The organism is Herbidospora sp. RD11066, assembly GCF_054661255.1.
Genome location: NZ_BAAGDO010000006.1, coordinates 235,581 through 257,796, shown reverse-complemented (window position 1 = coordinate 257,796; position 22,216 = coordinate 235,581). Strand labels below are relative to the sequence as shown.

Genomic DNA, 22,216 nt, shown 5'->3' with positions numbered 1-22,216 from the left:
CGGAGCCGTCGGCACGATGTGGACGGGCAGCCCCGATCGCGACGATCTGAGGTATGACCTCCCGCGTTCCCCTGATCGTCGGCCTTGTCCTCCTCGCCCTGATTCCCGCGCTCGGCGGTGCCATCCGCCTTGAGGATCTCTCCTCCGGGGGACCCGTCACGCCGGACAACGCGCGCTTCTTCGACATGCCGGTGCCCGTGATCGCGCACATCTTCGGTGCGTTGATCTACAGCCTGGTGGGGGCCTTCCAGTTCGCCCACCATCGCTTCCATCGCTGGACCGGGCGGCTGGTGCTGGTCTGCGGGCTCGTGGTGGCGTTCAGCGGGATCTGGATGGCCCTCTGGTACGACATGCCCGACATCGACGACGGGCTGCCCATGATGATCTTGAGGGTGACCGTCGGCGGGGTGATGGCCTTCGCTCTCCTGTACGCCTTCCGCGCCGTCCGCCGCCGCGACTTCCGCACCCACCGGGCCTGGATGATCCGCGCCTACGCCCTGGCCATGGGCGCCGGAACCCAGGCCTTCACCCATCTCCCCTTCGCCGTCTCCGGGACCACCCCCGACGACACGGGACGCTTCGTCGCGATGGCCGCCGGATGGGCGATCAACATCGCCGTCGCCGAATGGGCTATCCGGCGTTCCGGATCCGCCCCGACTCGTACGCCCACATCGCGATCTCGACCCGGTTCCGGGCACCCAGTTTCGCCATGAGGCTGGCGATGTGGGTCTTCACCGTGCTGACCGAGATGTGAAGTTCGTCGGCGATCTCGGTGTTGGTCCGGCCCCTGGCCACCGTGGCGAGGATCTGTTCCTCGCGGTCGGTCAGGGGCTCGAAGGGCTGGACGGGGTCGCTGGTCCCGGCGAAGGCGCGCAGCAGGCGGGCGGTCACGTTGGGGGCGATCAGCGCGTCGCCGTTGGCGGCGGCCCTGATGGCCTGGGCGAGCAGCGCCGAACCGGCGTCCTTCAGCAGGAAGCCACGGGCCCCCGCTCTCAGGGCGGCGTAGACGTATTCGTCCAGATCGAACGTGGTGATGACCACCACGGCGACCTCGCCCGAGAGCTGCCGGGTGGCCTCGATGCCGTTCATGCCCGGCATGCGGATGTCGAGCAGGCAGACGTCGGGCCGCAGGCGGCGGGCCAGTTCGACGGCGCGTTCGCCGCTCGCGGCCTCGCCGATCACCTCGATGTCGTCCTGGGCCTCCAGGATCATCACCAGGCCGGTGCGGACGATCTCCTGATCGTCGGCCACGATCACGCGAATGGTCATGCGGTCCTCGGGAGCACGGCGGTGACGGTCCAGCCACGGCCGGGGCCGGGGCCCGCCTCGCAGGTGCCGCCGAGGAGGGTGGCCCGTTCGGCCATGCCGAGCAGACCATAACCCGTCGCGCCGGGCGGCGTCGCCTCGCCGTCGTCGGTGACCCGCAGCCTGATCGCATCGCCGTCGGCCGCGACGAGCACATGGATGCGGGTGGCGTGCCGGGCGTGCCTGCGGGCGTTGGTGACCGACTCCTGGGCCAGCCGGAAGATCGCGGCACCGGTCGAAGGCGCGATCGCCGCGACGTCGCCGTGGATCTCCAGCGACACCGGCACCCCGGCGCCCTTCTGGAGTTCGGCCAGGTCGGCGACGCCCCGGGCCGGATCGAGGTCGGCGGGCTGCCGCAGCACCCGGACCATGGTCCGCATCTCGGCCAGCGCCCGCGACGCCTCGGCCTCGATGACCTTCAGGGCCTCCACGGCCGCGTCGGGGTCTTTCGGAGCGCGGGCCAGCCCGGCCTGGGCGCGGATCGCCATCGCCGACACGTGGTGGGCGACGGTGTCGTGCAGGTCGCGGGCCAGGCGTTCGCGTTCGAGCAGCTTCACCTGGTCGCGTTCGCGCTGCTGGAACCGGGCCCGGAACCGGATCGCGATCCCGGCGAGCAGCGCCATCGACACCACGGCGAAGGCGCCGACGAGGTCGGTGAGCCCCGTCATCGAGAGGGCGACGTTGCCCAGGATGAGCGCCGCCCCCGCCAGGATCTCCCGCCCGGACCCCCAGCGGGTCAGGCTGTAGGGCAGGATCAGCATGAACACGGCGGTGTAGGTGTCGGGGTCGCCGCCCATCGCGAACCGCGCCACGAGCGTGGCCCCGAAGGCGATCACGACCACCGTCAGCGGATGCGACCGCCGCCACCACAGCGTCGGCACCAGCGCGAGCGTCAGCGCCACCACCGTCCACGGCAGCTCCGGCCGCAGCACCCCTTCGAGCACCGCGGCCGGGACCAGCAGTCCGATCAGCGCGTAGTCGCGCCAGACCCGTTTCGGCGCGTCGGGAGGACGCGGCTCGTTCCACACGCCGTCATGGTACGAGTTCGCACTCGATGGCAGATCCGCCCAAAGTACTACCGTTTCCGAGCGTCACCGTGCCTTGGCGGCCTGCCCATTCGATCGTGTACGTCCCCCGGAAGCCCTTCAACGAGAACCGGCCCTCACCGTCGGTCCGCATCGTCGTCTCCGGCAGCCACCACTCGTCCCTGACCAGGTTCCGCAGGGCGTGATACGAGGGCTTGAGACTCCCGTCGGCCCTGATCAGGCCCCCCGGCGCGCCCAGCCACTCGCCGTCCTGGATCCCCCAGTAGGTGATCGCCCGGACGGCGGGATGACCCACCAGCGTCCGGAAGTGCCGGACGATCTCGTCGGCCTGGCGCTCCTCGCCCTCGGGCGTGCTGGGCCACTCGTCGATCTGGTAGTCGTTCAGGTCGACGATCTCCGGCGGCATCAGGTGGCCCGACAGCAGCGTCGTCTCGGTGAAGTGGATCGGCAGGCCGTAGCGGGAGAAGCGGTCGAGGACCTCCAGCGTGCGCTCTTCGCCCCAGTAGCCCTGGTGCATGTGGCTCTGCAGGCCGAGGGCGTCGATGCGGACGCCCGCCTCCAGCACGCCCTCGATGAGGCACTCGTAGGCGGCCGACATGTCGAAGTCGTTCAGCAGCAGGGTGGCGCGGGGGTTGGCGCGGCGGGCGGCGTCGAACACCATCCGGATCATCGGGATGCGGCCGATGTCGCGGCACAGGTGGGTGATGCCGTTGTCGTACTTGTCGAAGATGGGCATGATCACGACCTCGTTGATCACGTCCCACATGTCGACCACGCCGGAGAACTCGGTGACCTCCCGGGTGATGCGTTCCACCTGGGCGGCGGCGATCTCCCCGTTGTTCAGGTCGAGCAGCCAGTCGGGGGCGAGGGTGTGCCAGGCCAGCGGATGGCCCTTCACCGGAACGCCCCGGTCCCTGAAGAGCCAGGCCATCTCCATCAGCTTCTCGGTCTGCGGTCTGCCCGCCTCGCCCTCGAACCGCCCCCAGTAGAAGGGCAGCGTGGCGAAGTTGAACACGTCGAGCCAGGGGTCGATGAAGGGGATGTCTCTGTCGAAACCGGTGCAGCCGAAGAGGAACTCGTGATCGGTCTGCCTTACGAGAACGTCCTGCCCGGCGACCGGTTCTCGGTCGGCGGTGACGGTGACGAGGGCGTCCGCGACGCGGTGGGAGGGAAGCACCCCTCCCCTATACCTACGTGGCGGTCGCCAACACCAGAGGGAGCACCTGTGGTGCGCCCGCGTGCCGGATTTGTGCGGCGGCCAGTGTGGCCGTCCAGCCGGTGTCGGCGCGGTCGTCGACGAGCAGCACCGGGCCGCCCGCTTCGGCGATCTTCGCGGCCAGGTCACGGGGCATCGCGAGGGTGCCCCTGATCGCCTGGACCCGCTGGTTGCTGTTGAACTGGCGGCCGGGGCTGCCGTTGCGGTAGCCGAGTTCTCCCAGGTAGGTGAGGCGGCCGACCTGGGCGAGGCGCTCGGCGAGAGAGCGTACGAGCCGCGGTTTGGAGACCGACGGGACACTGACGACGGCGACCGGCCGCTGCTCCCAGCCCCAGTGCTTGAGCACCTCGACGACCGCGGCGAAGACGTCGTCCGGTACGTCCTGGTCGGGGCCTGCGATCAGTTCCCTGAGACGTGACCCCCAGCCGATGTCGGTGAGCCGCCCGAGCGCGCGGCCGGTGCCGGCGGCCAGTTCGGGCTTGATGCGGCCCTTGAGCTCGTCGAGGCCGGTCGGCCACTGGCGGCGGGGTTCGAGGTCGATTCCGGGCCGGGCCAGGCGGTCGTGGGCGCTCTTCACCGCGGACTCGGCGACGCTCGCATCCCAGGTCGAGCCGCTGCAGTTGTCGCAGCGGCCACACGGGGTGGCGGTGTCGTCGTCGAGGTGGCGGCGCAGGAACATCTCGCGGCAGTCGGTGGTGGTGAGGTAGGCGAGCATGGCCTGCTGCTCGGCGGTGCGCTCGGCGGCGACCCGCTTGTAGCGGTCGGCGTCGTAGGACCACTCCTCCCCCGTCGCCTCCCAGCCGCCCTTGACCCGGCGGACGGCGCCGTCGACGTCGAGGACCTTGAGCATCATCTCCAGCCGGTTGCGGCTGAGGTCGACCCGGCTTTCGAGCGCGGCCGTGGACAGCATCTGGCCGTCGAGCGCGGTGAGCGCGGCCCTGACCTGGTTCTCCTGCGGGAACGCCAGCGAGCCGAAATAGGCCCAGATGTCACGATCTTCGGTGCCGGGCAGGAGGATGACCTCGGCCCGCGCCACCCCGCGCCCGGCGCGGCCGACCTGCTGGTAGTAGGCGACCGGCGACGGCGGCGCCCCGACGTGCACGACGAACCCCAGGTCGGGCTTGTCGAAGCCCATGCCCAGAGCGGAGGTGGCGACGAGCGCCTTGACCCGGTTGGCGAGCAGGTCGTCTTCGGCGGCCAGGCGCTCCGAGGGCTCGGTCTGCCCCGAGTAGGCGACCACCGGGAACCCCTGGTCGCGCAGGTAGGCGGCGATCTCGGAGGCGGCGGCGACGGTCAGCGTGTAGATGATGCCCGACCCCGGCAGCTCCTTGAGCGCGGTCGACAGCCACGCCAGCCGCTTCTCGGGCCCGCCCGGCTGCACCACGGAAAGCCGCAGGCTGTCGCGTTCGAGCGGCCCCCGCAGCACGAGCGCGTCGCCGAGCTGCTCGGCGACGTCGCGCGTCACCCGCGCGTTGGCGGTCGCGGTCGTGGCCAGCACCGGCACGCCGGGCGGCAGCTCTTCGAGGAGGGTGCGCAGCCGCCGGTAGTCGGGCCGGAAGTCGTGGCCCCAGTCGGAGACGCAGTGGGCCTCGTCGACCACCACGAGCCCGGCCGACTCGGCCAGCTCAGGCAGCACCTGGTCGCGGAACTCGGGGTTGTTCAGCCGCTCGGGGCTGACGAGCAGCACGTCGACCGTGCCCTCGGCGACCTGGCCGTAGATCTTCTCCCACTCGCCCGGATTGACCGAGTTCACGCTGACGGCGTGGATCCCGGCCCGCTCGGCGGCGGCGATCTGGTTGCGCATCAGCGCCAGCAGCGGCGAGATGATCACCGTCGGCCCCTCGCCGAGCTCGCGCAGCAGCGCGGTGGCGATGAAGTAGACCGCCGACTTGCCCCACCCCGTGCGCTGCACCACCAGCGTGCGCCGCCGGTCGAGGACCAGCGACCTGATGGCGGTCCACTGGTCGTCACGCAGGGTCGCATGGTCGCCGGCGAGCGCCCTCAGGCGCTCCTCCGCCTCCTCGCGCAGCATCTCCTCTTCGCTCACGGTGTCCTTAGTACCAGTAAATTCCTCATGTGGACGTCACCACCTGGTACCTCGAACAGACCTCTCCCTCCGATCTACGGGCCGCCCGGCCTCCTCGCGACGATGTCGACATCGTCCGGGCCGAAACCCCGTCAGCCGATTTCCACCGCTTCCTCTATGGCGCGGTGGGCGGCGGCTGGCAGTGGACCGACCGCCTTTCGTGGACCGATGAGCAGTGGCTCACGTGGCTCGACCTGGGTGTCGAGACCTGGGTGGCCTACCTTCGCGGCACACCGGCGGGCTACATCGCGCTGGAACCACAGGGCTCCTCAGTGGAGGTCGCCTACTTCGGGCTTCTTCCCTTCGCCATCGGCAAGGGCGTCGGCGGGCATCTCCTGCACTACGGCGTCGAACGGGCCTGGAGTCTGGCCACCGAGCGGGTCTGGGTGCACACCTGTTCACTCGACTCCCCGGCGGCGCGCGGAAACTACGAGGCCAGGGGTTTCCGCCTGTACAAAACGGAAGTCTCGGCGGTCTGAGTCGCGGGTGTCGGTGCGGACCGGCAAAATGTTCGACATGGCCCGACGAACGACCAGCCCCCCGCCCGACGAGGACTTCGAGGAGCGGATCGTCGACATCGACGTGTCCGCGGAGATGCGCACCAGCTTCCTGGAGTACGCCTACAGCGTCATCTACCAGCGCGCGCTCCCCGACGCCCGCGACGGGCTGAAGCCCGTGCAGCGCCGCATCCTCTACTCGATGAACGAGATGGGGCTGCGTCCCGACCGGGGGCATGTGAAGTCGTCCCGCGTCGTGGGCGAGGTCATGGGCAAGCTCCACCCCCACGGCGACGGCGCGATCTACGACGCGCTGGTCCGCCAGGCGCAGCCGTTCTCGATGCGGCTGCCCCTGGTCGACGGCCACGGCAACTTCGGCTCGCCCGACGACCTGCCCGCCGCCATGCGTTACACCGAGGCGCGCCTGTCCGACGCGGCGATGCTCATGGTGCAGTCGATCGACGAGGACACGGTCGACTTCAAGCCCAACTACGACGGCCAGGAGACCGAGCCCTCGGTCCTGGGGTCGGCGTTCCCCAACCTGCTGGTCAACGGCTCGACCGGCATCGCGGTCGGCATGGCCACCAACATGGCGCCCCACAACCTGGTCGAGGTCGTGGCCGCCGCGCGCCACCTGCTGAAGCACCCCGACGCCACGCTCGACGACCTGATGAACTTCATCCCCGGTCCCGACCTGCCGACCGGCGGCTACATCAACGGCCTGGGCGGCATCCACGACGCCTACCGCACCGGCCGCGGCACCTTCAAGATGCGGGCCACCGCGACGGTCGAGAACGTCACGCCGCGCCGCAAGGGCCTGGTCGTCACCGCCCTGCCCTACAACGTGGGCCCCGAGCGGGTGGTCACCAAGATCAAGGAACTGGTGACGTCCAAGAAGCTGACCGGCATCGCCGACCTGAAAGACCTCACCGACCGGCACAAGGGCCTCCAGCTGGTCATCGAGATCAAGAACGGTTTCAACCCCGAGGCGGTGCTCGAGGAGCTCTATCGGCTGACCCCGATGGAGGAGACGTTCGGCATCAACAACGTCGCCCTGGTCGACGGCCAGCCGCGCACCCTGGGCCTGCGCGAACTCCTCTCCGTGTACGTCGACCACCGCATCGACGTCGTCCGCCGCCGCTCCCTCTACCGGCGGCGCAAGCGCGAGGAGCGGCTCCACCTGGTCGAGGGCCTGATCATCGCCCTGCTCAACATCGACGAGGTCATCCGGGTCATCCGCAACGCCGACGACTCGGCGGCGGCCCGCACCGGCCTGATCGAGACCTTCTCGCTGAGCGAGATCCAGGCCAACTACATCCTCGACACCCCGCTGCGCCGCCTCACCCGCTACGACAACCTCGAACTCGACAAGGAGAAGGAGACGCTGACCCGCGAGATCGCGGAGCTCAGCGAGATCCTCGCCTCCGACCTGAAGCTCCGCAAGGTCGTCTCCGACGAGCTCGCCCAGGTCGCCAAGACCTACGGCACCCCCCGGCGCACCGTCCTGCTCGAAGGCGGCGTGGCGGCGGTGGCCGCCGTCCCGCTCGAGGTCGCCGACGACCCGTGCCTGGTCCTGCTCTCCTCCACCGGCCTGCTGGCCCGCACCCTCGACGCCTCACCCTTGCCCGGGGTGGGCGAGCGCAGCGTCCACGACGTGCTCGTGTCGGCCGTCCGGTCGACGGTCCGCGGCGAGGTCGGCGTGGTCACCTCGCTGGGCCGCATGATCCGCGTGTCGGTCGTCGACCTGCCGACGCTGCCGGGCTCGGCCGGTCCGCCCTCCTTGGCGGGCGGGCATCCGGTGGCCGAATACGTGTCGCTGGCCGCCGACGAGACCGTCGTCGGCATCGGCTCCCTCGACCCCGACGGCCCCGGCCTGGCGCTGGGCACCGAACAGGGCGTGGTGAAGCGGGTCGTGCCCGACTATCCGGCCAACCGCGACGAGTTCGAGGTCATCGGCCTGAAAGACGGCGACACCGTGATCGGCGCCGTCGAGCTCACCTCCGAAGACCACGACCTGGTGTTCATCACCTCCGACGCCCAGCTGCTGCGCTACACGGCGACCAACGTCCGCCCGCAGGGCCGCCCGGCCGGCGGCATGGCCGGCATCCGGGTCGAGCCCGGCGCCAAGGTCATCTGGTTCGGCGCGATCGACCCCGCGCGTGAGTCGTGCGTGGTGACGATCGCGGGTTCCTCCACCGCCCTGCCCGGCACCCAGATCGGCGGCGGCAAGATCTCCGACTACGCCGAGTTCCCCGCGAAGGGCCGCGCGACGGGCGGGGTGCGGGCCCAGCGCTTCCTGAAGGGCGAAGACGTGCTGCTGCTGGCCTGGGCCGGTCCGAGCCCCGCCAAGGCGGTGTCGTCGGTCGGCAAGCCGGTGCCACTGCCCGACGAGATCGGCCGCCGCGACGGCTCGGGCGTCCGCCTGACCCACACGGTCTCGGCGATCGGCGGCGCCCTCTAGGGAACGGCTGACGAGACGGCCACCTGCCACAAGCTCCCCGGTGCCCTTTCGGCGGGCACCGGGGGCCTTCCCTCGTCGCCTGAGAACCCCGCGTGTCACGCCTAGGCGGTGCCAGTCACGACAGTTTCGTCGTGTACGCGTCGTGGAGCTCCTGCCAGCCGTGCTCCCGGGCGTCGTCCCCCACGATGCGGCCCTTCGAGGTGCCCGCGAGGAGACGGTCGGCGACGTCGAGGCAGACGTGCCACCCTGCGGCGTTGCGCGCTCCCCATTCGGGGCCCGGCATGGTGTGCGACAGGCGCAGGCGGGTGCCGGCCTCGGTGGGTTCGAGCTCCCAGCGGAGGAGGTCGCCGCCCCACGTGTATTCGAGGAGGTGCGGCGGCTCCGCCCTGGTGACGGTCTCGCCGGTGCCGGCGCCGTCCATGACCAGGGTGGCCTCGCCCGGCGCACCGAGATCACGGCTGGACTCGAACGGGGCCCACTCCTTCAGCTGGCCAGCTTCGGTCAGGGCGGCCCAGACCTTCTCGGGGCCGTGACGTAGTTCCCGGGTGAACACGAGGGTCCACCGGCCGTCGTCCTCGGGGTGGGACGACACGTCCGCGAGATCCATGGCTACTCCTGCCGGTCGAGGTGGGCTTCGAGGGCGTCGAGCCGGTCGTCCCAGAGGCGGCGGTAGGGCGCCAGCCATTCGTCGAGGGCCGCCAGCGGACGGGGCTCGATGCGGTAGATGCGCTGCTGCGCCGCCGTGCGCGACGAGACCAGCCCCGCCTCCCGGAGCACTTTGAGGTGCTTGGAGACGGCGGGCTGGCCCATCGACAGCTCGTGTACGAGCTCCCCGACGCTGCTCTCCGACCGGCGCAACCGGTCGAGAATGCGGCGCCTGGCCGGCTCGGCGAGCACTACGAACACGTCCACCAGCCTATATTCCCCGACGGGAATATAAGACGTCAATCGCAGAGACAGAACGGATGACCCGCCGGGTCGAGATAGACGACGAAACCCTTCTCGTTGCCCGGCTGGTGGTGATGCTTGACCGCGCCCAGCGCGACGACCCGCTCCCCCGCCTCGACCAGGTCGTCAACGGTGACGTCGAGGTGGGCCTGCTGGGGGTGATCGGGCTGCGGCCAGACCGGCGGGACGTAGTCGGGCGCGTGCTGGAACGCCAGCTGCACCGGCCCGCCGTCCCCGATCGTGACCCAGTCGGTGTCGTCCCGCACGACCTCCCAGCCGAGAAGTTCCTTGTAGAAGCCGGCGAGGGCCTGAGGGTCGGGGCAGTCGTACACGAACGAATGAAGGGCGGCGATGGCCATGGACGTCTCTCGCTTTCCATGAGGAGGTAACCGGTAAAGAAGCTATACCGGTGTCGCCGGATATGCCAGGCAATATCCCGGCCCCTGCCCAGCCCACCCCGAGTCCACCGCCGAGCGGGACCACTCCCCCGAACCCGGCGAACCTTCAGAGCACCACCACGACAGTCAGGCGGGCCACCACCCTGCGGCCCCCGCGGTCGCCAAGACGAGCCGCCGAGACCTACCTCGCCAAGGCCGCCAGCAGTTGCGCCGGGTCGCCGCCGGGCCATTCCGCCAGCAACTGGGCCTCGCGGTCGCCCGGTTCGAAGCCGTCGGGCTTCAGCATTCCCGTCTCACGCAGTGCGACGATCACCGGGTCGTCCTCCGGGAGCGTGTCCACGTAGCAGGCCGCGTCGATCAGGGCGAGGGCCAGACGCGCGTTGCGGCCCTCATCCGACGGCTCCACGCGGTCGAGGCGACGGCGGGCGTGGGCGCGAAGATGGTCGGAGAGGGGCGCGGTGGTGCTCATGTTCTCGGGTCTCCTCAAACGGTCGGCGACTTTACGTCACGGATAATTACCTAGGGTGACACGAGTTCGGAGGTGGTTCACCGCATTGGTAGACCCCGGGAAAGGTCACGAAAGCGGTTTGCGGGAACATTCCGTACATGAACGGTGCCTTCGACGACCTCCTGGCCGCCAATGAGACCTATTCCGCCACGTTCACGGGTTCCGGCCTGACCGGCACGGCCGCCCGTGGCCTGGCCGTCGTGACGTGTATGGACTCACGCATCGACCCCCTCGGCCTGCTGGGCCTCAAACCCGGCGACGCCAAGATCCTCCGAAACGCGGGCGCCCGCGTGACCGACGACGTGCTGCGCACCCTCGTCGTGGCCGTGTTCGTGCTCGGTGTGAACCGGGTACTCGTGATGCCCCACACCGACTGCGGCATGACGAAGGTCACCGACGACGACATCCACGACCTGGCGAGGGCCCAGGGCGTCGACACCCGCAGCCTCGACTTCCACACCGTCCCCGACCAGAACGCGGCCCTCCGGCACGACCTCATCCGCATCCGGACCAGCCCGTTCCTCGACGGCGTGGTCGCCGTCGGCGGCGCGATCTACGACGTCCGGACCGGCAAGCTCACCCCCATCGAGGAACTGCGCAGGAACGCCGCCGCATGACCATGCTCGACCGGGTCCTCCGGTTCAAGGAGGACCACATCCGCTCCCAGGCCGACGATGTCCAGGAGCACCCCTTCGGGTTCACCGTGCGGAATCTCCGGTACGCCGCCTCACACCACCACAACAAGGTCGTGATCACCGGCCCGGCGGACGCACGAGACATCCTGGCCCTGGCCGACCACGCCCTCAGCGGGGCCGGCCACCGGCTGGTCGAGATCCACCACGAGCCGACCGCGACGGCCGTGGCCGCGTCACTGACCGAAGTGGGCTACGGCCACGAGACCAACGTCCTGATGCTCCACCAGGGCCCCACACCGCCCTCGGAGCCCCACGTGGCGACTGTGGCGACAGAGGAGCTCCAGGAGGTCGTCAGAGCCGCCTGGGCCGCCGAATACCCCCAGATCGCCCCTGAGGAGCTCGACGAGCTGACAGAGCGCCGCTCCGCCCTCCTCCAGGACGGCTACGACGTGACCTTCCTGGCGATCCGCGACGGAGCGACGATCGTGTGCCACGGCGACCTGTACGTCCACCGCGCCTCGGGCCTGGCCCAGTTCGACGACCTGATCACCGACCCGTCCCACCAGCGCCGAGGCCACGCCCGCGCGATCGTGACGGAGGCCATCCACCGGGCGGCCGGTCTGTCCCTGTTTCTGGAAGCCGACCAGAACGACTGGCCCAAGGACTTCTACGCCCGCCTGGGCTTCCTGCCCATCGGCACAACCCACGCATTCCGGAAATTCGGCTGAGCCGACCAAACGGTCCGCCACCCGAAACTTCGCCATTCGGCACCACAAGCGCACCCGCTGCTCCCACCGAGCCGCCATCACGCGACATCAGACAGCTCGACCAAACAGACCAGGCGACAGTGCAGCGGGTGTCCATCACCGACGAGCGCCGACTGTGACGCGGCCCCTCGACCGCGCGCCGAGATCGCCGAAACCACGGCCTCGGAAAAGCTTCGCCGCCCGAAATTTCGGCGTTTGAACGCCGCAAACCCGCCCGCAGACCAGTCGTCGCGAACCCACTTGCTGCCCCCGCCGAATCGCCGGCGAAGCGACATCAGGCACCTCGGTGCCCGAAATTTCGGCATACCGCCCGCTCCGCGCCGGAGACGGGCCAGCGACAAAATGGCGCGGCCCGTGACCCGGCCAGACGCGTTCGTCAACTCGTCCCGGCGCGCTCAAGCCGCCAGGCGCGATGCCATAACCGCTCAAGACCATTCCCGTCAGCAGCGGAAGTGATCCAAAAGAGGGAGGGCGTCAGGCGTCGATGTGGTCGCGGTCGATGTCGGAGGCCGAGCTCACGATGAACTCCCGGCGGGGCGCCACGTCGCTCCCCATCAGCAGGTCGAAGATGCGCTCGCCCTCTTCGACGTCCTCGATCCGGATGCGTCGCAGCACCCGGTGACGCGGGTCCATGGTCGTCTCCGCCAGCTGGTCGGCGTCCATCTCGCCGAGACCCTTGTAGCGCTGCGGCGGTTCCTTCCACTTCTTGTTCCGCTTCCGGAGCCCGCCCAGAACCTTGTGCAGTTCGGCGTCGGAGTAGCAGTAGATGTACTTCTCCTGCCCCCGCCCCGGATTGGTCAGCTCCACCCGGTGCAGCGGGGGCACCGCGGCGAAGACCCGCCCCGCCTCCACCATCGGCCGCATATAGCGATGGAACAGGGTCAGCAGCAGGCACCGGATGTGCGCACCGTCGACGTCGGCGTCGGCCATGAGAATGATCTTCCCGTAGCGCGCCTGCTCGATGTCGAACGACCGGCCCGACCCCGCACCCACCACCTGGATGATCGCCGCGCACTCGGTGTTCTTGAGCATGTCGCTCACGGACGCCTTCTGCACGTTGAGGATCTTGCCCCGGATGGGGAGCAGCGCCTGGAACTCGGAGTCGCGCGCCAGCTTGGCGGTGCCCAGCGCCGAGTCTCCCTCGACGATGAACAGCTCGCTGCGGTCGACGCCGTCGCTACGGCAGTCGACCAGCTTGGCCGGCAGCGCCGAGCTCTCGAGCGCGGTCTTGCGGCGCTGGTTGTCGCGGTGCTCGCGGGCCGCGATGCGGGCCTTGGCCGCCGCGACGATCTTCTCCAGGACGGCCCTGAGCTGCGGCTTCGCGCTGCGTGAGGCGTTGGTGAAGATCTCGCGGAGCTCCCGCGAGACGACCGTGGTCACGATGCGGGTCGCCGCGGAGGTGCCGAGCACCTCCTTGGTCTGGCCCTCGAACTGCGGTTCGGCCACCCGGACGGTCACCACGCTGGTCAGACCCTCGAGGATGTCCTCTTTGGTCACGCCGTCGTCGTTGGCCCTGAGCAGCCGGGACTCACGCAGTAATTCGTTCATCGTGCGCACCAGCGCCCGCTCGAAACCGAGCACGTGGGTGCCGCCCTTGGGGGTGGCGATCACGTTGACGAACGACCGGACGGTGGAGTCGTAGCCCTTGCCCCAGCGCACCGCCACATCGACGACCATCTCGCGCTCGACCTTGGTCGGCGTCATGTGGCCCTGTTCGTCGAGCACCGGCACGGTCTCGTGGAAGTGGCCCTGCCCCTGCATGCGCAGCACGTCGCAGACGGCCTCGTCGCGCGCCAGGAACTCGGTGAACTCGCTGATCCCGCCGTCGAAGCGGAAGATCTCCTCGGTGGGCTCCGCGCCGCGGCTGTCGCGTACCGACAGGGTCAGGCCGGGCACCAGGAAGGCGGTCTGCCGCAGCCTGACGTGGATCTCGTCGAGCGAGACCTCCGCCTCGGGCAGGAAGATCTGCCGGTCGGCCCAGAAGCGCACCCGCGTGCCCGTGACCCGGGCTCCGAGCGGGCCGCCGTCGCGCAGGCCGGACTTCTTCTTGAACTTGGCCGTGGGCCCGTCGCCGTCGAAGACGCCGGGGACGCCGCGCCGGAAGCTGATCTCGTGGACCCGCCCGCCTCGGTCGACCTCGACATCGAGGCGGGACGACAGGGCGTTGACCACCGAGGCACCCACACCGTGGAGACCGCCGGAGGCGCCGTAGGAGCCACCGCCGAACTTCCCGCCGGCGTGGAGCTTCGTGTAGACGAGCTCGACACCCGCCAGCCCGCTCTTGGGCTCGACGTCGACCGGGATGCCGCGCCCGTTGTCGCGCACCTCGATCGAGCCGTCGGGATGGAGCTCCACCTCGATCAGCGAGCAGTATCCGGCCAGCGCCTCGTCCACACCGTTGTCGACGATCTCCCACAGGCAGTGCATGAGGCCACGGCTGTCGGTCGAGCCGATGTACATCCCCGGGCGCTTGCGGACGGCTTCGAGACCTTCCAGAACCGACAGATGACGAGCCGTGTAACCCGTCTCCGCTACCGTCACTCCAGCTCCCACGCTCAACAGTCGAACACGCGTACGCAGCTTAGCGCTTGGCGTGGTTTTACGACTACCAGCTTGCCAGCTGTCCAGGGCTTCTCGTTACCTGCGGTGTGATCCACGTCACCTTTCGGAACATTCCGCTCTCGGCGTAGTCAGGAGGTGATTGGGAACGCCCTCATCCGGTTAGATGTTGTCCCAAGTGACTGTGACGCCAACATCCCCGGTCAACGGGGTGACCCGAAAGGCGATACGTGACTGGAGCTCTCGCCCCCACCAAGCCGCTGACCGCCCTAGACCGCTGCGACCGATGCGGCGCTCAGGCCTACATTCGCGCGATTCTTCCGGTAGGCGCCGAACTCCTGTTCTGCGCACACCACGGCCGACAGCATGTGGCCGCATTGCGCGACAAGGGCGCTGAGATCCAGGACGAATCAGCCCGACTCAGTTCGACAACCGCCTCCGCCGCTCCCGACGAGCGGTGATCCGGCCACTAACGTCGACGACGGCGTGATCAGGCATCCCCTGATCACGCCGTAGTCATTTCCTCTTCCGTTACGGCTCCGCCCACCCCGGCACCGCCCACCGCCCCGGGTATCGCCCGCAACCGGCGCCCCTCACCGCGCCCTGCCTAGCGCCGCAACGACTCCACGGCAACGCCACGACGGCCTCCCCAGCGGAGCAGACGGTGGCGGCCGTCGCACACCTCGTAACGGCGTCAACACCGGCCACGTGACAGCAGACGCACCCGCCTCACAAGGCCCGTGCCGCGCGATAGCGGGAGAGCAGGCGAGAAATTCCCCGTGCCGTCCACCTGCGCGTTCGCCCCTAGGCTAGGCACGTGCTGATCCTCCTGCCGCCCTCGGAGGGCAAGGCGGCCTCCGGCCGGGGCCGTCCGCTCGATCTCGAGTCGCTGAGTTTCCCCGAGCTGACCTCCTCCCGTGAGAAGGTCCTCGACGCGCTCATCGAGCTCTGTCACACCCCCGACCAAGCCCACCAGGTCCTCGGTCTCCCTCCGGGCCTCGCCAAGGAGATCAGCCGCAACCAGGGCCTGCGGTCGGCCCGCACCGTCAAGGTCTCCGACCTCTACACCGGGGTCCTCTACGACGCCCTGAGCCTCGCCACGCTCGATTCCAAGGCCAAGGCGCGCGCCACGAAACGGCTCGTCGTCTTCTCAGGGCTCTGGGGAGCGCTCAGGCTGGGTGACCGGGTCCCGCCCTACCGGCTCTCGATGGGGGTCCGCCTCCCACCGGTCGGCGGTCTGGCCGCCTTCTGGAAGCCGAGCCTGGCCCCGCTGCTCGACCAGGCCGAGGGGCTCGTGGTCGATCTCAGGTCGGCCACCTACGCGGCGGCGTGGAAGCCCAAGAGGGAGACGGTTTCGGTCAGGGTCCTCACCAAGGACCGGACCGTCGTCAGCCACATGGCCAAACTCACACGTGGTCTGATCGCCCGGTCGCTGGTGGAGAGCCCCGCCCCGGCAAGGGATGCCGGCGAGCTCGCCCACCTGCTGACCAGGCTTGGTCATGCCGTCGAGCTCCACCCGGGCAGGCTCGACGTGGTGCTCAGTTCGTGATGACGTTCAGTTTGTTGCAGGCCCGCTGGAACTGGTTCTCCGGCTCGCCGCCGAGGTGTGACCACGGCAGTCTGCTGAAGCGCCCGCCCGTCCGCGTGAGATGTCCCCTCGCCGGACGTCGCAGGTCAGAAAGGTAGAAGGCGGCTCCGAAGGCGTTGTGGGCCTCGATGGAGCGGGGATGCGCGGGGCCGATCCGGCGCTGGGACCACTGGCCCGCCGCGGCGACGATCTCCCGTTGCGCGTCGAAGCTGAACCAGCCCCCGCGCGACATGGGAGTGCGTTCCGAGGCGGTGTTCTCGAAGTGCGCCAGGGGGATCAAGGCGGGAAGGGGGCTTCCCTCGGGAGCGTTGGCGAGGACCGTGCGTGCGAATTCCAGCATTTCGGTCGCGGTGCCGCCCCAGCCGGGGGAAAGGGTGATCAGGCGGGCCACATTGGCCGAATAGAGGGTCGGCCAGCGGCGGGAGCATTCGTACCAGACCGAGTCCTTGTCGGTCCGGGGGCGTTCGAGGCCGAGGGCGAGCCAGAGCATCGACTCCCAGGGAACGGGGTCGGCGGGCATCAGGCCGGCCGCGGTGAGCAGGGGCTGGCGGGCGCTTTCCATGGCCGCGTGGTAGGCCTCCAGCCGTTGGGCCTGCACGGCCCTGGCCTTGACCTCCGGTTTTATGTCCCAGGCTTCCTCGATTCTGGTTCTGCCGAGCCACAGCCACAGATCAGGATTGGCCTGATCGCGGGCGATGAGGCTTTCGATGCCGCGGCTCATTCCCATCGCGGCACGGGAGAGGGCTTCGATCCGTAATGCGCGTACTTCGGGATCGCCCCTGGTGGCGGCGAGAAGGGGGGCTGCCGCCTCGAAATTACGGCGCTGAACAGCCAGAACCGCCTCGTCCAGCATGATGTCCGCCCAAGGGCGGTCCGGGATCACTCGTGGCCCCCGAGCACGTGCTCGATCCACTTCGATTACTCCCATGGGGAGGCAGCATAGAAGTGGGGAGTTGGCGAGGGGATACTTCTGTGTTACACCCGCGTAAAACCAGAATATAAATCCGACCCGGCACGCAATATTGCGCACCGGGCCAGATTTACGGTTATCCCTTAGTCGAGATAGTCGCGCAGGACCTGCGAACGCGACGGGTGCCGCAGTTTCGACATCGTCTTCGACTCGATCTGGCGGATGCGCTCGCGCGTCACGCCGTAGACCTTGCCGATCTCGTCGAGGGTCTTCGGCTGGCCGTCGGTGAGGCCGAACCGCATCGAGACGACGCCCGCCTCGCGCTCGGACAGGGTGTCCAGAACGCTGTGGAGCTGCTCCTGGAGCAGCGTGAAGCTGACGGCGTCGGCCGGGACGATGGCCTCGGAGTCTTCGATCAGGTCACCGAACTCGCTGTCACCCTCCTCGCCGAGGGGGGTGTGGAGCGAAATCGGCTCGCGACCGTATTTCTGGACCTCGATGACCTTTTCGGGGGTCATGTCGAGCTCGCGGGCCAGCTCCTCCGGGGTGGGCTCGCGGCCCAGATCCTGGAGCATCTGCCGCTGCACGCGGGCCAGCTTGTTGATCACTTCGACCATGTGGACCGGGATGCGGATCGTCCGCGCCTGGTCGGCCATGGCCCGGGTGATCGCCTGGCGGATCCACCACGTGGCGTAGGTCGAGAACTTGTAGCCCTTGGTGTAGTCGAACTTCTCGACGGCGCGGATCAGACCGAGGTTGCCCTCCTGGATCAGGTCCAGGAACAGCATGCCGCGGCCGGTGTAGCGCTTGGCCAGCGAGACCACGAGTCGGAGGTTGGCCTCCAGCAGGTGGTTCTTGGCCCGGCGGCCGTCTTCGGCGATCCATTCGAGCTCGGCGCGGACGTCGACCGGGAGCTGGTCACCGTCGGTGCCGAGCTGCTCCTCGGCGAACAGGCCGGCCTCGATGCGCTTGGCGAGCTCGACCTCCTGCTCGGCGTTGAGCAGCGGGACCTTGCCGATCTGCTTCAGGTAGTCCTTCACCGGGTCGGCGGTGGCACCGGCGGCGGCGACCTGCGCCACGGGGGCGTCATCGTCGTCGTCGGTGAGGATCAGGACCTCTTCTTCGACCTTGACCACGACCTCGGCCTTGGGCTCGTCGGTCGTCTCCTCTTCGGAGTCGCCTTCGGCCTCGGCCTCTTCGCCCTCTACCTCGACCTCGACCTCTTCGATGTCCTCGATGTCGAAGTCTTCGATGTCGACGTCTTCGATGTCGTCGTCGTCTTCACCGGACAGCTCGGCCGACTTGGGCTTCGCGTCGGCCTTGGCGCCGGGGACGGCGGGGCCGTTGGCGGGCGCCTCGGCCTTGGCGCCGGGGGCGGTCTTCTTCGCGGTCGCGGCGGGCTTCGCGGCCGGGGCGGCCTTCTTGGCGGCCGGCTTCTTCGCGGCCGGAGCGGGCGCCGGATCGGTCACCACGGCGGTGACGGTCTCGGGCTGCGACTCCTTGGCGGCGGCGGCCTTGGTGGACGTCTTCTTGACGGGCGCGGCCTTGGCGCGGGTCTTCGCGGGGGGCTTCGCTTTCTTCGGCCCCGCGGAGTCCTCGGCGGTGAGCCTCACGATGATGCCCTCTTTGCTGAGGCTGCGCAGGATTCCGGCGACTTGCGGCACCGGAATGTCCGCTTCCTCGACGGCCCGGCGGACATCCTCGGCTTCGAGGAAACCCTGCGAGCGCCCACGCTCGAGGAGCTGCTGAATCACTGGCTCGTTCAGCTCCGACGGCTTCGAGCGAGTCGAACTTGCAGGCGACACGAACACCTCTCGAACGAACGCATGGCGAGAATGGACCCAGGTGGTTGCTTCTTCTCCGATGGCGAGGTCGCACGGTGGGCGACATGCCATTCTGACACGCCGCCAAACCCCGTACGGCCGCCTCCGGCCGGTTGCCCTCCACCCTAGGCCGACCGAAGGACTGGTGCGTACGGAAGCCAGTCACCGATACCCGAAAGCAACCGTTATGACTGATTCATTCAGTCACTCTTCGTGGCAGCGGGAACATGGACCGCAAGCACCGTGACGTCATCATCCTGTTCATACCCGGACAACATCCGGTCCACCAGGAAATCAAGCAACATATGGGGACTTGTCAAGATCTCCTCAGGTGCTTCCGCGACGACGGCGGAAAGTTCCCGGAGACCGGCGTCCAGACCCCGCTTGCGGTTTTCGACGAGTCCGTCGGAGTAGAGCACCGCCGTATGGCCCGGCGGCACGGAGAAGCGGAACTGCTTGCGGCTGGTCGCCCAGCCGAGCGGAGTGCCGGGCTCGCACTCCTGGAGGATCGCCGTGCCCTGCGGGGAGACCAGCAGGGGCGGCGGGTGACCGGCCAGCGCGAGGGTGCCCTCGCCGGTGGTGGGCTCGACGACCATGTAGGCCAGCGTCGTGACCTGCTCTTCTTCCTCGGTCGCCTCGAAAACGCGGTCGAGCCCGGTGAGCACGGCCGCGGGGGGCGGGTTGGTCAGCGCCAGGGCGCGCATCGCGTTGCGGATGCGGCCCATTCCGGCGGCGGCCTTGACGCCCTTGCCCATGACGTCGCCGACCACGGCGGCCACCCGGCCGTCTTGGAGCACGAAGGCGTCGTACCAGTCGCCGCCGACCTGGACGTGGCGTGAGCCCGAGCGGAAGCGCTGGGCCAGCACGAGGCCGCGCACGACCGGCAGCCGCTCGGGGAGCAGGCTGCGCTGGAGCGTCTCGGCGGTGCGGTGCTCACGCTCGAACAGGGTGGCCCGCTCGACGGCCAGCGCGCACTGACCGGCCAGGGCCTCCAGGAACACCCCGTCTTCCTGGGAGATCTTCTGGGGGCGGGTGAAGGAGAACCGGAGCGCTCCCAGCGCCCGCCCGGCGGCGAGCAGCGGGAGGCCCACCCAGGCCCGCTCCTGGGTGTGGGCGAGGAAGCCGTTGATCTGGTCGGTCTCGCCGCCCGCGTCGGCGAGCTGGGCGCGCAGGCTCTCGGGCGACTCGGCGAAGACCGGGCGGCGGCTGTTGACGGCCATGGTCATGACGCTGGAGCGCGACAGGGAGATGTCCTCACCAGGGGCGCCGCCGGCGTCGGGGATCGCGCCGGAGTTGATCACCTTGAGGGTGCCGCGGTCGGGGTCGAGCAGCGCGACGGCGGAGTGGTCGGCGGCCAGGGCGGTGCGGCCGACGTCGATGATGACCTGGACGACCTGCTCGACCGTGAGCGCCTCGGCCAGTATCGCGGTGGCGCCCTGGAGCCGGGCGGTGCGCAGGGCGGCCGCGCCGAGCTGGTCGGTCAGGCGGCCGCGCATCTCCTCGGCCTCACGCTGGGCGGTGACGTCAGAGTTGGCGCCCACCCACTCGATCACGCGGCCGTGGCGGATGATCGGGACGGCCCGGACCTCGAAGTCGCGGTAGCCGCTGGCGCGGGTGCGGACCCGGTAGCTCCACTCGAACATCGTGCGGCCGCGCAGGGCCTCGCGCCAGGCCTCCTCGGCGGCGGGGCGGTCGTCGGGGTGGACGGCGTCGAGCCAGCCGTGGGCGAGGTATTCCTCGAGCCCCTGGCCGGTGATGGCGCGCCACTGCGGCGCGTCCTCCATGACGGAGCCGGACGGAGTGGTGATCCAGACGAGCTGCTGCTGCGACTCCACGAGCGAGCGGTAGCGCTCCTCGCTGCGGCGCAGGTCTTCTTCGGTGGTCTGGCGCTGGGTGACGTCGACGCCGAACAGGGAGGTCCCGAGGGCGGCGCCCTCGTCGTCGTGGAGCGGGAAGAACGAAATGGCCCAGTGGCGGTTGTCGCCGTTCTCGGCGCGGGTGCGGAACCGCTGGTCGGTGACGGGGAGACCGTCGTCGCCGATCCTGCGCAGGGCGGAGTCGATCACATTGGCCAGGTCGGCCGACAGGATGTCGGCGGGGGTGCGGTCGATATGCCGGTCGACAGGCATCCCGGTCAGCTCGGTAAAGGTCGAGTTGACACGGACAAAACGGCCAGAGATGTCAAAGAATGCGAAGGCGTAAGGCGCCTCCGTCATGAGGCCCTTGAACAGGGCAGAGTCTGAGATGTCCAAACCCGACTCCCGGGGACGGGGCACGGAGGTTTCGGCGCTCATGGTCGGCACCTCCGTCGCGTGCCAGGGTCTCCCACGAGGCACATCTCCATAACTGTATTGAGTAGCGCGGTTCTGCCCTACATCATCGGCGATGGGCATGCATGGACGGAAGCCCCGCCCGGCATGCGGTCAACGCATCCTGTCAAAAAAGCGCCACCTCGCGCAGCAAGATAAGACTTACTTTTTGGCGGCCCTCTTCGCTTCCTGCTTGGTCGCGCGCACTTTGGCGAGGCTGCCGGCGTCGACCACGTCGGCGACCGACCGGAACGCCCCCTCCTCGCCGTAAGCCCCCGCGGCCTCGCGCCAGCCCGGCGGCTGCACGCCGAGCTGTTTGCCCAGCAGCGCCAGGAAGATCTGCGCCTTCTGCTTGCCGAACCCGGGAAGATCTGTGAGGCGGCGCAGCAATTCGGCGCCGCTTCCCGCGTCGGCCCAGACCCGCTCGGCGTCGCCATCGTAGTGGTCCACCAGATGGGCCGCCAGTTGCCTGATGCGCCCGGCCATGGAGCCCGGATAACGGTGCACGGCCGGTTTGGCCGAAAGTATCGCGGCGAAGGCTTCCGGGTCCATCGCGGCGATCTCGTGGGCGTCGAGATCGTGACCCAGCCGCTCGGAGATCGTGTACGGCCCCTGGAAGGCCCACTCCATGGGGACCTGCTGATCGAGCAGCATGCCCACCAGCAGCGCCAGGCCACTGCGCCCGAGAAGATCGTCGGCCTCGGGCCGCTGTGTTAGCCGGATGTACATGTTTCCAGCTTCGCACGCGTCACCCTGGTGTGTTTGGCTCATGTAACAAAACCACGCGGAGGGTTGACACCAGCGCGGAAAGTTATGGAATGAGAGACGGCACTTTCGCCCGACAACCGGTGCCCCACCGAGCACCGGAATTCCCACAGCAAGCGAGGATGCCTACCTCTATGCCTACACTCGCCACAAGCTCCACTGAAGCTCGTACACGCGAGGCCGTCACCACCCGGCTCACCGAGGAATTCCTCACCGTTCCCCTCGTCACCGTCGAACGTTGCGTCGACGACGTCTGGGCGTGCGCCGAGCACCTCGGAGTCGACGTCACTCCCGTGAGCATCGAGCGGATCGCCCGGGAACACCTTCTGGCCCTGGTCAACTCCTCGCCTCCCGGCAGGAGATAAATAACGGGGTAGTCACCGGGTCGCGTTACG

At 69.0% G+C, this 22,216-nt stretch carries 21 protein-coding genes; 8 read left to right on the top strand and 13 right to left on the bottom strand.

All coding sequences use genetic code 11. The features are described 5' to 3' along the window. The first annotated feature begins 53 nt into the window (after nucleotides 1-53). Nucleotides 54-713, top strand: coding sequence for a DUF2306 domain-containing protein (locus ACYQ78_RS24005; protein ID WP_459803142.1), 660 nt, complete (start codon nucleotides 54-56; stop codon nucleotides 711-713). On the opposite strand, the gene ACYQ78_RS24000 is transcribed toward ACYQ78_RS24005, so the two are convergent. The 4 genes from ACYQ78_RS24000 to ACYQ78_RS23985 are packed head-to-tail and all read right to left on the bottom strand — an operon-like array spanning nucleotide 631 to nucleotide 5,599. Next, entirely contained in the window at nucleotides 631-1,269 is a 639-nt protein-coding gene (locus ACYQ78_RS24000) for a response regulator (protein ID WP_459803141.1), read from the bottom strand. The two genes, ACYQ78_RS24005 and ACYQ78_RS24000, sit on opposite strands and share 83 nt — an antisense overlap. Next, entirely contained in the window at nucleotides 1,266-2,333 is a 1,068-nt protein-coding gene (locus ACYQ78_RS23995) for a sensor histidine kinase (RefSeq protein WP_459803140.1), read from the bottom strand. The genes ACYQ78_RS24000 and ACYQ78_RS23995 overlap by 4 nt, the downstream gene beginning before the upstream one ends. Nucleotides 2,334-2,337: 4 nt before the next feature. Then, nucleotides 2,338-3,528: an endo-1,4-beta-xylanase gene (locus tag ACYQ78_RS23990; RefSeq protein WP_459803139.1), complete on the bottom strand. Its 1,191-nt coding sequence runs from the start codon at nucleotides 3,526-3,528 to the stop codon at nucleotides 2,338-2,340. A 13-nt stretch (nucleotides 3,529-3,541) separates the two neighbouring features. After that, the gene (locus ACYQ78_RS23985) at nucleotides 3,542-5,599 is read right to left on the bottom strand and encodes a RecQ family ATP-dependent DNA helicase (RefSeq protein WP_459803380.1); all 2,058 of its coding nucleotides are present in this window, start codon (nucleotides 5,597-5,599) and stop codon (nucleotides 3,542-3,544) included. A 44-nt stretch (nucleotides 5,600-5,643) separates the two neighbouring features. Here ACYQ78_RS23985 and ACYQ78_RS23980 point away from each other — a divergent pair, with 44 nt between their 5' ends. Both ACYQ78_RS23980 and ACYQ78_RS23975 read left to right on the top strand, forming a co-directional pair. Continuing rightward, nucleotides 5,644-6,132 carry a GNAT family N-acetyltransferase gene (locus ACYQ78_RS23980; RefSeq protein ID WP_459803138.1) on the top strand — a complete coding sequence of 163 codons (489 nt, stop codon included), beginning with the start codon at nucleotides 5,644-5,646 and terminating at the stop codon, nucleotides 6,130-6,132. A 37-nt stretch (nucleotides 6,133-6,169) separates the two neighbouring features. Beyond that, on the top strand, nucleotides 6,170-8,611 hold the full coding sequence (locus tag ACYQ78_RS23975) for a DNA gyrase/topoisomerase IV subunit A (protein WP_459803137.1): 2,442 nt from the start codon (nucleotides 6,170-6,172) through the stop codon (nucleotides 8,609-8,611). Between the two features lie 115 nt (nucleotides 8,612-8,726). Here the strand turns inward: ACYQ78_RS23975 and ACYQ78_RS23970 are convergent, their stop codons facing one another. The 4 genes from ACYQ78_RS23970 to ACYQ78_RS23955 form a co-directional block, all read right to left on the bottom strand. Further along, nucleotides 8,727-9,218 (bottom strand): SRPBCC family protein, encoded by a 492-nt coding sequence (locus ACYQ78_RS23970; RefSeq protein ID WP_459803136.1) that lies wholly within the window; start codon nucleotides 9,216-9,218, stop codon nucleotides 8,727-8,729. 2 nt (nucleotides 9,219-9,220) lie between these two features. Continuing rightward, nucleotides 9,221-9,517: an ArsR/SmtB family transcription factor gene (locus ACYQ78_RS23965; protein ID WP_459803135.1), complete on the bottom strand. Its 297-nt coding sequence runs from the start codon at nucleotides 9,515-9,517 to the stop codon at nucleotides 9,221-9,223. 38 nt (nucleotides 9,518-9,555) lie between these two features. Beyond that, the gene (locus ACYQ78_RS23960; RefSeq protein WP_459803134.1) at nucleotides 9,556-9,918 is read right to left on the bottom strand and encodes a VOC family protein; all 363 of its coding nucleotides are present in this window, start codon (nucleotides 9,916-9,918) and stop codon (nucleotides 9,556-9,558) included. A 220-nt stretch (nucleotides 9,919-10,138) separates the two neighbouring features. Further along, on the bottom strand, nucleotides 10,139-10,426 hold the full coding sequence (locus ACYQ78_RS23955) for a hypothetical protein (RefSeq protein ID WP_459803133.1): 288 nt from the start codon (nucleotides 10,424-10,426) through the stop codon (nucleotides 10,139-10,141). Between the two features lie 137 nt (nucleotides 10,427-10,563). On the opposite strand from ACYQ78_RS23955, the gene ACYQ78_RS23950 reads away from it, so the two are divergent. Together ACYQ78_RS23950 and ACYQ78_RS23945 are read left to right on the top strand one after the other, a co-directional pair. Next, entirely contained in the window at nucleotides 10,564-11,082 is a 519-nt protein-coding gene (locus ACYQ78_RS23950) for a beta-class carbonic anhydrase (RefSeq protein WP_459803132.1), read from the top strand. After that, nucleotides 11,079-11,828, top strand: coding sequence for a GNAT family N-acetyltransferase (locus ACYQ78_RS23945; protein WP_459803131.1), 750 nt, complete (start codon nucleotides 11,079-11,081; stop codon nucleotides 11,826-11,828). The genes ACYQ78_RS23950 and ACYQ78_RS23945 overlap by 4 nt, the downstream gene beginning before the upstream one ends. 513 nt (nucleotides 11,829-12,341) lie before the next feature. On the opposite strand, the gene ACYQ78_RS23940 is transcribed toward ACYQ78_RS23945, so the two are convergent. After that, entirely contained in the window at nucleotides 12,342-14,408 is a 2,067-nt protein-coding gene (locus ACYQ78_RS23940; protein ID WP_459803130.1) for a DNA gyrase/topoisomerase IV subunit B, read from the bottom strand. A gap of 248 nt (nucleotides 14,409-14,656) precedes the next feature. Here ACYQ78_RS23940 and ACYQ78_RS23935 point away from each other — a divergent pair, with 248 nt between their 5' ends. Together ACYQ78_RS23935 and ACYQ78_RS23930 are read left to right on the top strand one after the other, a co-directional pair. After that, nucleotides 14,657-14,887 (top strand): DUF7455 domain-containing protein, encoded by a 231-nt coding sequence (locus ACYQ78_RS23935; RefSeq protein WP_459803129.1) that lies wholly within the window; start codon nucleotides 14,657-14,659, stop codon nucleotides 14,885-14,887. Nucleotides 14,888-15,243: 356 nt separating this feature from the next. After that, on the top strand, nucleotides 15,244-15,975 hold the full coding sequence (locus ACYQ78_RS23930; protein WP_459803128.1) for a YaaA family protein: 732 nt from the start codon (nucleotides 15,244-15,246) through the stop codon (nucleotides 15,973-15,975). On the opposite strand, the gene ACYQ78_RS23925 is transcribed toward ACYQ78_RS23930, so the two are convergent. The 4 genes from ACYQ78_RS23925 to ACYQ78_RS23910 form a co-directional block, all read right to left on the bottom strand. After that, nucleotides 15,965-16,867, bottom strand: coding sequence for a hypothetical protein (locus tag ACYQ78_RS23925; protein ID WP_459803127.1), 903 nt, complete (start codon nucleotides 16,865-16,867; stop codon nucleotides 15,965-15,967). The two genes, ACYQ78_RS23930 and ACYQ78_RS23925, sit on opposite strands and share 11 nt — an antisense overlap. A gap of 200 nt (nucleotides 16,868-17,067) precedes the next feature. Continuing rightward, nucleotides 17,068-18,729, bottom strand: coding sequence for an RNA polymerase sigma factor (locus tag ACYQ78_RS23920; protein WP_459803126.1), 1,662 nt, complete (start codon nucleotides 18,727-18,729; stop codon nucleotides 17,068-17,070). Between the two features lie 218 nt (nucleotides 18,730-18,947). Then, nucleotides 18,948-21,041, bottom strand: coding sequence for a SpoIIE family protein phosphatase (locus tag ACYQ78_RS23915; RefSeq protein ID WP_459803125.1), 2,094 nt, complete (start codon nucleotides 21,039-21,041; stop codon nucleotides 18,948-18,950). A 177-nt stretch (nucleotides 21,042-21,218) separates the two neighbouring features. Further along, nucleotides 21,219-21,785: an HhH-GPD-type base excision DNA repair protein gene (locus ACYQ78_RS23910; protein ID WP_459803124.1), complete on the bottom strand. Its 567-nt coding sequence runs from the start codon at nucleotides 21,783-21,785 to the stop codon at nucleotides 21,219-21,221. A gap of 170 nt (nucleotides 21,786-21,955) precedes the next feature. On the opposite strand from ACYQ78_RS23910, the gene ACYQ78_RS23905 reads away from it, so the two are divergent. Further along, nucleotides 21,956-22,186, top strand: coding sequence for a hypothetical protein (locus ACYQ78_RS23905; RefSeq protein WP_459803123.1), 231 nt, complete (start codon nucleotides 21,956-21,958; stop codon nucleotides 22,184-22,186). The last annotated feature ends 30 nt before the right edge of the window (nucleotides 22,187-22,216 follow it).

What these genes read in the sequence shown, in the direction of transcription:
- ACYQ78_RS24005 (WP_459803142.1), top strand. Translation starts at nt 54, where the DNA reads ATGACCTCCCGCGTTCCCCTGATCGTCGGCCTTGTCCTCCTCGCCCTG.
- ACYQ78_RS24000 (WP_459803141.1), bottom strand. Translation starts at nt 1,269, where the DNA reads ATGACCATTCGCGTGATCGTGGCCGACGATCAGGAGATCGTCCGCACC.
- ACYQ78_RS23985 (WP_459803380.1), bottom strand. Translation starts at nt 5,599, where the DNA reads ATGCTGCGCGAGGAGGCGGAGGAGCGCCTGAGGGCGCTCGCCGGCGAC.
- ACYQ78_RS23975 (WP_459803137.1), top strand. Translation starts at nt 6,170, where the DNA reads ATGGCCCGACGAACGACCAGCCCCCCGCCCGACGAGGACTTCGAGGAG.
- ACYQ78_RS23970 (WP_459803136.1), bottom strand. Translation starts at nt 9,218, where the DNA reads ATGGATCTCGCGGACGTGTCGTCCCACCCCGAGGACGACGGCCGGTGG.
- ACYQ78_RS23960 (WP_459803134.1), bottom strand. Translation starts at nt 9,918, where the DNA reads ATGGCCATCGCCGCCCTTCATTCGTTCGTGTACGACTGCCCCGACCCT.
- ACYQ78_RS23955 (WP_459803133.1), bottom strand. Translation starts at nt 10,426, where the DNA reads ATGAGCACCACCGCGCCCCTCTCCGACCATCTTCGCGCCCACGCCCGC.
- ACYQ78_RS23950 (WP_459803132.1), top strand. Translation starts at nt 10,564, where the DNA reads ATGAACGGTGCCTTCGACGACCTCCTGGCCGCCAATGAGACCTATTCC.
- ACYQ78_RS23945 (WP_459803131.1), top strand. Translation starts at nt 11,079, where the DNA reads ATGACCATGCTCGACCGGGTCCTCCGGTTCAAGGAGGACCACATCCGC.
- ACYQ78_RS23925 (WP_459803127.1), bottom strand. Translation starts at nt 16,867, where the DNA reads ATGCTGGACGAGGCGGTTCTGGCTGTTCAGCGCCGTAATTTCGAGGCG.
- ACYQ78_RS23915 (WP_459803125.1), bottom strand. Translation starts at nt 21,041, where the DNA reads ATGAGCGCCGAAACCTCCGTGCCCCGTCCCCGGGAGTCGGGTTTGGAC.
- ACYQ78_RS23910 (WP_459803124.1), bottom strand. Translation starts at nt 21,785, where the DNA reads ATGTACATCCGGCTAACACAGCGGCCCGAGGCCGACGATCTTCTCGGG.
- ACYQ78_RS23905 (WP_459803123.1), top strand. Translation starts at nt 21,956, where the DNA reads ATGCCTACACTCGCCACAAGCTCCACTGAAGCTCGTACACGCGAGGCC.